Source organism: Foetidibacter luteolus, from assembly GCF_009650435.1.
Lineage (GTDB): Bacteria > Bacteroidota > Bacteroidia > Chitinophagales > Chitinophagaceae > Foetidibacter > Foetidibacter luteolus.
In genome coordinates, this window is the sequence record NZ_VVIP01000064.1 from 62,696 (window position 1) to 75,486 (window position 12,791).

4 protein-coding genes are annotated in these 12,791 nt (G+C 45.5%); all 4 read left to right on the forward strand.

Annotated features, from left to right (window positions below; translation table 11 throughout):
• Positions 1-279 precede the first annotated feature (279 nt).
• The 4 genes from F0364_RS21290 to F0364_RS21305 all read left to right on the forward strand — a co-directional run bounded on the left by F0364_RS21290 (position 280) and on the right by F0364_RS21305 (position 12,278).
• Positions 280-8,121 (forward strand): RHS repeat-associated core domain-containing protein, encoded by a 7,842-nt coding sequence (locus F0364_RS21290; protein WP_153799838.1) that lies wholly within the window; start codon positions 280-282, stop codon positions 8,119-8,121.
• Between the two features lie 3 nt (positions 8,122-8,124).
• Positions 8,125-8,814, forward strand: a complete 690-nt coding sequence (locus F0364_RS21295) for an Imm52 family immunity protein (protein ID WP_153799839.1) — start codon at positions 8,125-8,127, stop codon at positions 8,812-8,814.
• 620 nt (positions 8,815-9,434) lie between these two features.
• Positions 9,435-10,139, forward strand: a complete 705-nt coding sequence (locus F0364_RS21300) for a glycosyltransferase (protein WP_207632814.1) — start codon at positions 9,435-9,437, stop codon at positions 10,137-10,139.
• A 1,461-nt stretch (positions 10,140-11,600) separates the two neighbouring features.
• Positions 11,601-12,278, forward strand: a complete 678-nt coding sequence (locus F0364_RS21305) for an NUMOD4 domain-containing protein (protein ID WP_207632815.1) — start codon at positions 11,601-11,603, stop codon at positions 12,276-12,278.
• Positions 12,279-12,791 lie beyond the last annotated feature (513 nt).

A 12,791-nucleotide genomic window follows, 5' to 3' on the forward strand; every position in this document is an offset into this window, starting at 1 on the left:
GACGGGCTGTTAGGTGTAAAAGAAAGAGAAAGATGTGGTACCCGGCGACATGGACGCTATTGAGCTGCCGTTGCGTCGCACTCTTGTACGTTAATGCTTTGCGCAGCAAAAATCCAGCATCCCGCTGCATTGTTCACCGATTCCAGCGACCGGCAGTACCGGGCAGAAGAATGGGGCCGGACCATCCTGGGATAAGGACCGTTAAGCTTATATAGACATGCAACTCAAAATAATCCGGAGAACTATCCCGGTATTAAAATACTATCTAAACCTGTTGATATGCTGGTAAACGAATCGCTTTTTCATCCTTTCTCCCGGGCGGCTTGCCGGGCAGCCTTGTTGTTACTGCTCCTGTTGCGTGGCATGGTTTCCTATGCAGGCGGGGACGAAGGCATTCCTTTCACTCAGAATGGCATACCGTTGAGGGGAATATCACAGGTTACCCTCCCGGGAGGTATCATTGAGAGTAATGCTTTTGAGGATGAGGCGGAGATTATCTGCCAGTACCAGCCCAATGGTGAAAGCAGCGTAACTATCCAGAATGTCATCATGCTGAAATTGAGGGAGGAGGCGCCGGAATATATTGCCACTAACGGGTCAATAACAGTGAACGTGGATATTACTTATGGCAGTAATTCAGGTGCAACTACTTATATCAGCAGAACGTTAACGGTGAGTTACAATAAGGAGGCTGGATCAGGTTACCAGGCAGTGGATTATGTAAAATTGGACGGGTGGGCTTATGTTAAAGTGAAAATTAAGGCAATCAGCGGAAATTTTGGATCGTTGAATATAGGCAAGGTGCTGCAGCTTGAAAACAATATACTCGCAAGGCGCTATTATACATTCAACCACAGCATTAAACCTTCCTTTCTGACTGCATCTTTCAACGGCGATCCTGCGGATGCCCTTGATGTAAGCTGGAGCTGGGCCAGCTTTCCGGGTAATAATTTTACACAACTGGAGTGGACATGGGTGGAGGATGATTTTAATGCCTATTATAATGCATCCAACCGCTTTCAGAACAATGCCACCCGTATTGATCTGCCCGGTAATGTGAACAACTACAGCCTTCCGCTCTACTATGATGGCGATGGCTATCTATATTACCGTGTACGGGCTGTGAGCATAAACGCCACGGGCAGCAGAACAGACGGGGCCTGGAGCGATGTGCAAAGCGTTCATTATAGCGGGCACAACAATAACCTCAACTGGCAGGTAACCACTTCTTTTGCCGAAGAAGGCAAACGCAAGACCGTGATGCAATACTACGACGGTTCTTTGCGTGGGCGCCAGACCGTTACCAAAGACAATAGTACACATCAAACCGTAACGGCCGAAACGATGTATGATGGCCAGGGGCGTCCGGCGGTGCAAATCCTGCCTGCGCCCGGCAGTGACCTGGTGATAAAGTACAACCCTAATTTCAACCTTTTTAACCAGCAGGCGGAAAATGAAAACCCAGCCAATCATTTTGACCTGGAGCCGCTGGTATCCGGCGAAATGCTTACCCTTAAACAGGACCGTGGCGCGGCGCTCTACTACAGTACGCTTAATCCGGAAAAAAATAGTGGCAATAACGTCTTTTTGCCTGATGCGGAGGGGTATGCTTATACCCATACCCGCTATACCCCGGATGGAACAGGCAGGGTGCTTTCGCAAAGCGGGGTAGGAGAAACTTTCAAATCCGGCGGAGAGCATGAGACCCGATATTATTACGGCACAGCAGCCCAGGAAGAACTGGATGGCCTTTTCGGAACAGAAGCGGGAACGGCCAGCCATTACTTTAAAAATATGGTGCGGGATGCCAACGGGCAAATGAGCGTGAGCTATGTTGACATGCATGGCCGCACTATCGCGACTGCCCTTGCGGGTGAGTTACCCCCCAATCATTCCCTGGCACCGCTTGATATAGAGAATGAAAATCTTTATTATAACCAGTCAGGTCATACACTTAGCCGGAATTTACTTGACGGGAATACCAATATTGTCAAGAACAACAGCATTGAATCCGTTAACAGTATCCTTGTTCCCGCAGGAGGGACTTACACTTTTAATTATGAACTGGACGCAGATAAGCTTCAACTTCCTAAATGTAGCGGAGGGACAGCATGCTTTAGCTGCCTGTACAACCTGCAGGTTTCTATAACAGATGAATCAGGGGGAAAGGGGATCACTGATGGGGGAACAATTGTGGAAACCGGCCTGTTGGTAAAAGATTTTGATAATATTGATGCAGGCCATAATGCCAGTTGCGAGGCGCCTTTTACGAATGGCCCGCATATAACAGATAACCATATTAGCTTTAGTGTTTACCTGAAAGAGGGCTCTTATTCGGTAAGAAAAACACTGGCTATCAGTGAATCGTCACTTCAGGCATTCAAAGAGCAATACCTGGCGGTGGGGCTTTGTAAAACGGAACAGCAACTCATTGATTCTGTTTTTTCCGTTATGCAGACAGTAACGGGTTGTGGGGTTACCGACACTACCGACGCCTGTGAAACATGCCAGGACTCCTTGGGCACTTACAGCAGTTACAGGTCAAGGTACCTGGCGGGCATGGGAGCGAATATCCCCGCCGAAGCGGTAATCAGGAGCGCCTATATTACTGATTCCCTGCATTGTGAGAAACTCTGTAATGTTGTTTCTCAACGGTTGCGGGCCATACGCCAGGCCATGCTGGCGGACATGAGGCCCTATAGCGGACAATATGCACAGCACCCCGACAGTTCAACTTTTGTGAATGAGGCTGGTATATTGGTAACACTTGGAGGCGCCATGCACCGGAAATACAATATTTTCTCCAGCCTCTATAACGCAGGTCAGCAGCCCTGGTTCAAAAAACCGAGGGACAGGCAGGGTAACGCTTATGAATACCGCGATGAAATGTCCCTGCGTGACACGATCAATGCCATCCTGCCGGGTATGACTCATAGTGACTTCAGTTCACAGTTTAAATTCAGCTGGACTGAATCTTTATTGCCCCATCACCCGGAGTACGCCAAACTGAAATATGCCGAGGACAACCTGCAGGCCAGCTATAACTGGATAGAAGGATTTAACCACATTAATACTTACAGCGCTGCGGCCACTGCTGGTTACAATGCCAACCCGCAAAACAGCGACGTCTTCTTTAGCGGGCCAGGCTCCGGGCTGAAGATTACCATGGACAGCATAGTGGGCGCCCGTCTGGGTAACTCCTGGCACAAGGGGCTTAACCTGTGGCAAATGGCCTATGGTAATGTCATGTGCAATAACATATTTGACCCATATGCCGAGGAATTTTGTTATCAATCAGCCCCGGTTACGCCAAACAGTGTGTATACCAGCTTATCGGCTGCGCAGAAAGATGCTGTGTGGAATGGGTTCAAAAATCTTTACATGGTGGTTAGGGACAGCATGGTAAACGCCTACCTCAACAGCCAGGTGACGGTAGCGGATGCCGGCAGCCTGTTAGGGGAGAAATTTATCCTCCGGTTTCCATCCAATAACAGCCAGATAGCTTCCCAGTATAACTGGAGCTGGCTGCCTTCTTCGGGTGTTTATGCAGGGGAAACACTGCCCGGTATTGCCCTTGAGGATTCCCTTGACGCCCACTACGCCAGCCGTTGCGGCGCCTATATTGACCAGTGGAAAAGAACACTGCTGCAATGCGACCAATTAAGCAATAAAGCCAATAAGGAAGCCATCATTGCCGACATTACCAGCCGCATGGAAGCGCTTTGCAGGAAGGGTACAGATGAAGCCAATCCCTACGGCTCCTCCACTTTGCCATCCGGTACAACTATGCCCAACGGTGATGAGAGTTTTGAGCAGATCATAGAAGATGTACTTGCGGCCAATAGCATCAGTAAAACAGCATTCTGCAACCCCTATGGCATCAATTTTCCCAAGCCTTACAATCTTGGCAGGACAGTTAGCAAGCAATACACTTCACTGATAGATACCTGTGCCTGTAAGCAGTTCCAGGTGATAAAAGATTCTGCTTCTGCGGCAGGATATTCTCCTGTCGGCATCCATTCGTTAAATAATTTCCTGCGCACCAGGTATGCTGACACCCTGACCCAGGAGCTATATGAAGGCCTGCTTAATTGCAACCAGTTGGGTATCCCGCATTGCTCTGATGGCGTTTACGGCATGATGGAGGCAGGAGATGAACCGGACGAATTGACAGCACAAGCGGCCTCTCCGCAAATGCCTGAAAAGGGTTTAGTACACAGCACAGGTTTTCAATCCGGGGTGGCAAGTAGCATCCTATTGGGAGAAGGCACAGGCGACAACAATTTTAGTTTCTTTGCACAAGCTGAAGATGTATCCGCCTTACAGTATGAGGCGCCTGGTGAAAACCAGGTTGCTTATCGGGCTAATGACTACCAGGAAATCTATTACAGCGACACCATGCGCTGTGACACGCCATACTACTATACCCTGTTAAAACCGCAGCCACTGCCTGAATTTTTGCGATGTGGTTTCCGTTACACGGAACGCTGCCTTACCTGCACGGGCCTTAGTACGCTGGTGGCGGAATTCAAGGAGAAGTTCCCCGACCCTTATGACCGTGCACCGGTGGTGGATACGGTGAACGTAGGGGATGATACACTGCAATACAACCTGCTGTTTGAGCGGTTCATGAACTTTCGAACCGGGTACAGCTATACCTGGCGGGAATACGCCAATGCGGCCAGGAATGCGGAGTGTGACCTTGCTGCTTATGCGACCAACAGCGGCAGCCAGAGTATCCTTTGCCGCAATGACCACCCGCTGAATGATACCACCGGGATTGTTTCTCATGAAGACCCCTGCCAGCGGGCTTATGACCAGTCTGTCAGCATAGCCACTGAGATATACAAGAAGCGTATAGCACAGTTGCTGGCTGACTTTGAAACCGCTTACCGCGCCAAATGCCTGGCAGCGGGAACAGACGAAGTGTTTACGGTAAGCTATGATGTGAAGGAGTACCACTACACGCTGTACTATTACGATATGGCGGGCAACCTGGTTAAAACGGTGCCGCCCCGTGGCGTGAGGCCGGACTGGGGTAACTCGGCCATGATAAAAACAAAAAAACAGAACAACCAGTCCCAGCCGATAGACCACCGTTTGCCGACACGCTACAACTACAACAGTCTGAACCAGGTGGTGGCGCAGCATACGCCGGACGCAGGCCTGTCGCTGTTCTGGTACGACCGCCTGGGCAGGCTGGCCGTGAGTCAGAATGCTAAACAGCAATCACCGGGCAAATACAGTTATACTTTATATGACGTACTGGGCAGGATTGAAGAAGTTGGGGAGGTTACCGGCGGTAGTGCCATGACGACTGCTATTGCCAAAGACGAGGGAGATTTGAGTAGCTGGATGAGCTCTGCTGCGTCCAGTAAGAGACAGATTACAAAAACAACCTATGACCTGCCGTTTAGTGTAATTGAACCCTTTTTAGCCCAGAAAAACCTGCGTAACCGTGTTTCCTGGTCGGCTGTGTACAATGATTATACTGCGCTATCCAGTAATGCCAACTATGCCAGCGCCAGCTTTTACAGCTATGATATCCATGGCAATGTGGACACGTTGTTGCAGGATTACCAGAGCGGTATCATGAGCACCAACAATCGTTTCAAGAAGCTGATATATGATTATGACCTGATCAGCGGGAAGGTGAACATGGTGAGCTATCAGAAAGGCAGCCGTGATGGTTTTTATCACCGCTATGCCTACGATGCGGAGAACCGGCTAACGGATGTTTATACCAGCCGCGACAGCATTTACTGGGAGCGGGATGCGCAGTACGATTATTACAGGCACGGACCGTTGGGCAGGACGATACTGGGCCAGCAGGCAGTACAGGGCGTGGATTATGTCTATACCCTGCAGGGTTGGCTGAAAGCCATCAACCCGTCCTCGCCCACGGGACAGACCGAAGGCGGGGGCTGTGCGGAAGGGTTTGCGCCGGAAACACTGGATGTAACCACCCGTGGCGGCAGCGACCCCGATGAATACAAGGCCCGTACCAGGGTGCGGCTGAAAGAAGGCTTTGAGAGCGGTGAAACAAACGATGTGTTTGATGTGGTGGTGGACAGAAGGATGGCGCCGTGCAGCAGTGGTTCGGGCAGTTACAATACAACGGACGGTTACCCCGGCAGCGCCGTGGCAAGGGATGCTTACAATGTAACCTTGAACTATTATGAGGGGGATTACAAGGGTATCGTAGCCCCATCGCCATCGCTGGGCATGGCTGCCAAACTGGGTGTTGCCCACAGGCCGCTGTACAATGGCAACATCAGCAGCATGGCGGTGAACGTGCCTAAGCTGGGCACGTTAGGTGGTACAGTAGCTGGCGCTATGGTGTATGCGTATGGCTATGACCAGTTGAACAGGGTGGTGAGTATGGACGCTTTTAAGAGCAGTGATGAGAATTTCAATACGCTTACGGCAACAAATGATTACAAAGAAGAGATCAGCTACGATCCCAATGGAAAGATTTTAACTTTTAATCGCTGGGGTAAGGGTCGGCAACTGGATGCGGCAACATATAACTACTATGCCAATACCAACAGACTTGATTATATCAGCGATCATACAGGTAAGGTCACCGATGATGTGGATAACCAATCTGCCAATAATTATCAGTGGAATGAAATAGGACAAATAACGCACGATGAGGATAGGGGCTTAGATGATGCGACATGGACAATGTATGGTAAAATTGAGAGTCAGTTATTAGATAATGGCACTACCATTAATTACACTTATGATGCTGCTGGGCACAGAATAAGTAAAACTGTTAGCGGAACCAACAATTATACTGAATGGTATGTAAGAAGTTCTCTTGGAGATGTTGTAAGTGTTTACAAAAGTGGAGATAATAGTCTCAACAGCGGACATTTAACACAGGCAGAAATAAATCTTTATGGTGGTAAAGAAAGGATAGGAGCCTATAAACCAAATGTAGATGTGCAAACCCCTGTGGCCTCAGAGACTGTTATCCTAGCGAATGGAAGTTCCGCCTATCTTTATAATTTTGGACGGGGAAAAAAGTTCTTTGAGTTGAGTGATAATAGAGGTAATGTGCTTACTATAATAAGTGACAGAAAACTACAGCACAGTACCGATAATACTATTGTTGATTATTATTTGCCGGACGAAATATCTGCCCATGATTACAGTTCATTTGGTGCTTTACAGGATGGTAGAGAGTATGGAAATACACCACGTAATACTTACAATGGCAAGCAATTGGATAAAGAATTAGGGTGGCAGGAATATGGGATGAGAGAATATCTGGGGGGCAGTGTTCCTGTATTCGCAACGGTAGATCCATTGACGAGTAAGTATCCTGGCCTAACTCCATACCAGTTTGCGAGTAATAGACCAATCGACGGAGTTGATCTGGATGGTTTAGAATGGCGACCAGCAATGAAGGAAGACAAAGATGGTAAGTGGGTGATAGATAATGAATCTACTGTAAAAATGCATACTGATCCTAATAATGGGATTGTTATACCTGTAGTAATTGATGTGGTGTTGACAAAGGGTTGGCTGACGAGGTTATATGTTTCTTCAATAGGATTGGGAGCCTTAAATGATAATCGAGCTAAAACTCCCGAAGGTAGGGCTGCTCAAGATGAAAGGTCTAAAGAGCAGCTAGCAGAAGCAGCAATTTTGGCCGGGAGCGGTGAGATTTTAGGACGCGTGTTTAAAGCTGGTAAGGAACTGTATGGTAAATTTTTTGGTTCAAAAATTAATGGAAAATGGATAGCAGAAAACATTAAGGGATGGTCAAAAGAAACCATTGAATATCAGGAATATGTTACGGGTATTAAGGCGGGAAGAACTTTTCAAATAGAACGAAACGGCATTCAGGCCAAATTTGATAATGAATTAAAAGACAAACTAATAGATGCAAAATATTCGCATGATTTTGCAGTAGATAAAAATGGTGGCTTTGCTAATTGGTTTGAAGGGAGGCAAGGCCTGCTGGATGAAGCGCGGCGGCAGGTATATGTTGCAAATGGTAAGCCAATTGAATGGCATTTTGCAACAGAAAAAACCTTAGAAGCAACAAGAAAGCTTTTTTCGGAAAATGGGGTTGAAGGGATTAGTCTAAAGTTAAATCTTAAAAAATAATATATGATTGACTCTTTTATTTTTGGAGCTTATTGGGAATCTAGAGCAGAAGCACTTGCCATAATTGCTGAAAAATCGCTTGAAACACTTCAAAAATTAGGTGAGATAGATGAGCAATTTATAACGTGGTATGAAACAGGAGTGAGTAGAAAAAAGGCGCTCGAAAAGGAAATCGAATTAGATATTGAATATATGGAAAGGGTTTGTTTGAAAAAGGTAAAACAAGGAGAGTTAGATAAAAACGGATTTTCTAAATTGGGTTTTCTTTTTAATCTATGGACAGGCCAAAAAGATGAGGAAGCAAGTAGTATATCTTTTATTGTCGGGGGAGGGTATGATGCCATGAAGCTAAATAATTCTATCGTTCTCAAAGTTCCATACGAGGGAGGGGCGAGGGAAAGGCTACTGCAAATAGAAAAGGCTAGGTTGATTATGAGTATTTTGATAGGAATATGGAATCCTGATTATGCTGTGTTGATATCAGAAAGTTTAAGAAATGTAATAGGAGCAGGTAACAAAATTGGCTGGCTTACCTATCATAAAACCTTGGATAAAGTGCCGGAAACAACTAAAGGTTTTTACTGCGATAGTTTTAAAAAAGGGTATTTGCTGACTCTTTTAACTGATCCTCCCTACGATGTAAGTCTACTTGATAAGGTTTTATGTGAACGATTAAAAAAATCTATAATCTAAGATTCGGTAAGAAGTCCGGTATTCCGGAGTATTTGCCGTATTTTATACGCTTACGGCCCCGCTCTCGCAAGAATGCAACAAATAAAAAACTACCTCTATTCAAAGTTAACGCTAAGCGGCTCTTTAGGTTTTACAAGAGAGGCAGTCCGGAGACTGCCTCTTTTATTTATGGGTGGGCATTGCCGAATAGCCGCATTGTTGTTTTGGGGGAAAGGGAATACTCATACCCGCATAAAAGTCGCCATGAAATACCAGACGATGAAAGGATTGCGACGCAACTGGGTTGCCATGAAATACCGGACGTTGGTATTTAAATTGTTCTATTTTCCTTGAAATTTTTCTTAAGAAATTATGCATCTTAAAATTATTTTTCCTTAACTTCAAGCATAACATTATTCCCTAACATCCAAAACATCCTGATATGCCACTAAACCAAAAATCTTCTCGCATTTTGTAAGTTTTCATTGATGATAAAGGAGTACAAATTACGGCTGGTGCTCCTTTCAAATAATGTGGTTTCCTTTTGCCAGTTCTTTAACTGCATTTCAGTTAATGCTTTTTCTTGTTGGTATTATTCGTTGCCCACACGCAAATCCAATAACCATTCTAAAAACCAGAAAATGAAAATCGACATTTTTACATTCGCTCACAATGAGGAACTCACCCTGCCCATTACAGTAGCTTTTTACCGGAAAAAATTCCGCGACTGTAATATTATCGTTTATGATAATGAGAGCACAGACAATACGGTTGCCCTGGCCCGGCAACTGGGTTGTGAGGTGCGGCCTTTTATTACGCATGGCACTTATGACGACAAAGCGCTGGCCAACCTTAAAAATACCTGCTGGAAATCAAGCAACGCGGATTGGGTAATTGTGTGCGACATGGATGAACTGGTAGATGTGCGGGAAGAAGATTTGAGAGATACAAACGCAACCATTATTACGACCATCATGTGCAATGTGATTTCATTGATACATGGGAGGTTCTACCCCAATAACAAAGACAAAATAAGGCTGTTTAAAAGGTGCGCCATCCGGGAGATAAACTGGGAAGTCGGCTGCCACAATGAGCATATCGTACCCAACGAAGGCTTTGAAGTTATCAAGTCCGGCGGGTTTACCTGCTACCACATAAAATGGCTTTCTTTTCAATATGTAGTGGAGCGGCATAAAGCATTCGCCAAAAGGTTAAGCGCACAGAATATCAGGAACCGCTGGTCTTACCACTGGCGGTGGACAACGAGGCAACACAAACGGGAGTATAATGAAATTATCAGTAAGGCATCTAACATTAATTTGATAACGACTTTGATGTCTGTGTGAAAAGTTTGTGTAGCAGGAATAATTTTGATTCAGCAAAAGTAACACACGCAATAAATAATGAATGCGGTTGGGCATCGCAGGATCGGAAACGCTTTCGATGTTGTTGATTTGCCATCATAACGAGCTAAGACTGTTATGTTGACTACTTATTCATATAATTGCCTTAAGGCAATTTCTGCTTAAAAGAGAGTTGATGAAGGCCTTGACTTGCAAAAGGATAGCCAGCAAGATTTTTAATGTGCCTTAACATGATAAAAACTTATATTGCAAACGGGCAGTGTGGCTGTAATTTCTTTATGCTGAATGATGCCGTATTGACCCCGTCTCATTTGCAACAAAAACTACCTGAAAAATGCCTAAGCCTGCTCTCTTTTCCCGAGCCCACACCAGGACGATTTTGTCCGTTTTCTTTTTGTCTATAACTCTTTTTGACAGGCAGCCGTTTATAGGCTACTTACCATGGCGGTAATGGTAATGATTATGGAACATCCTGTTCGATAGCTGCCACTGGCATTGTGTACCTCGCCGGCCATACCTCGTCAACCGACAATATGCCTTTCCAGGGTGTACAGAATGAATTTGGGGGAGATTTGGACGCATACGTATGCAGCTTTGAGCCTGGCGGTTATCGTCTTTTTGGTAGTTATTATGGTGGCGTTGGGCGGGAAAGCAACATATCCTGCCATGGGGATCACAAGGGTAATATTTACCTGTCAGGGCCAACCTCGTCAGCGGCGAAGATAGCAGTGAGCGGCTTCAAGAATGAGTTGACCGGACCCAGTGATGCTTTCCTGGCGAAAATACATGATGACATAATTCGTAAGCCTGTTTATACATTCCGGGGCACCGGAAACTGGGATAACATGGATAACCGGGATTATTACACAGTGTCCCACCCAGGATTACGTGGGGGGATGTAATTATTGACCACGCCGGAGGTGGGAAGTGCATTTTAAATGTGCCGTTAATTATTTCACCGGATGCGAAGATCGTGATCAAGCCAGGCAAGTCGCTAAAAGTGCCGGGGAATGTGCGTTTATTTTGACGGCTTCGTATATGTTGATTGACCGCTTTTGAAAGCCTTCAGCTTTATTTGACCAAAATGATGCGATGGATACTTACTCCTATTTTCAAAGCTTACTCAAAGACTATTATGGACCTACCCTTCAACCCAGAACATTATGCTTACAAATCAATAGCTGACAAGGTGTACAAGTGTGCGACTCCCCAAAAAATTTAACAACAAGGTCTTATCCGGTTACCAAAAATGTAACGAAGGAATGATAAGCTGTTTGAGTTATTTGTTTTTTGTACCAGCAGGGAATTTTCATGGCATCGCCTGTTGCGTCGCAATCCGTTTATCTGTATATTTTCATGGCAACAGCAAGCACCATAACAAATATTCTGCAATTAACTCGAACAGCTTCTGAACAAAGTGAACAGATTTTTTATTTTTATATCATGCCAAAACTTCAATACCCCTACCAGAACAGCTCACTTAAAAATATCAAAGGAGAAAAATGGGCAGATATCCCGGGGCTGGAAGGCTATTACCGGGTTTCTAATTTTGGAAGAATCAGAAGATTGGAATACCAGATGCAGTACAAGAACGGCGCTATTTATGTAAAAGAAGAAAGGATCATAAAGCCGGGCGTTGTTCAACATCCCAATCAATTCAAGGGAGATTTAAGTCCATTCCTTACCAACCGGGTTGTTATAGATGGTAAACGTTACAATTTTACACTCGCCAGGTTGGTTTACCATTGTTTTGTAAACCCCTTTGATCTTAGCGATCCAACGGTAGCCATTCTTTGCAAGGACGGCGATAATTTTAATATCCGGCCCTCCAATCTGCAAATGGCTTCCAGGAAAGAAAAGCAGCAAAGGGTTATTCAAAGAGACCGTTTCCGGAGCCCATTGTTGGATTTGACCAGGGAAGCTAAAAAAAGAAGGCTGCAGGCGATCATCAAAAAAAAGAGCAAGCCGGTGACCCAATATGCAAAGGATGGAAGGAAACTTAAGACCTTTCCCAGCATGGCCGCCGCTGAGCGGTCAACAGGCGTATTCGCTACTTCAATAGGCAACCAGGCGGCGGGGAATTGTAAGACCGCCGGAGGATTCACCTGGCGATGGGAATAATAAGACGATTTCGACACACTGATTGCAGAAAGCTGGTACAATAAGAGGTTTGTATAAGCACTTGGATAAAAGACTTAAAAGAGGATTGAAACACAGTATTCCTATGATTGTGCGGTGTTTCACTAAGGACAGGATTAGACTTTTATCCAAAGTACCCGAAAAATATAGTTGTGGTTACTGAGTAAAATTCATTTCGAGGTCAAGATTGACCGGGTTCTCCATCCGTTCCTGGGTTTCAAATCCACGTAAACAACAGGAAACCTTCTCACATCGGGGCTATCGAGTTAGGAAAGCTTACTCAAAATATTATGGCGGAATAACCATAAGCCTTACGGGGTTCCGCGGCCTTATCTTATGGAATTTCAGGGTGATGATTGTTCAGTATCTCAATACAATAAACACAACGGGTTAATTTGAAAGCCCCTTCAGTTTTTTATCTGTAATCCCTCCGCTTGTAGAACAAACAGTTCAAAAGCAAGCGAAGTTACGCCCGCTGCCCGCTAACCAAAAGCT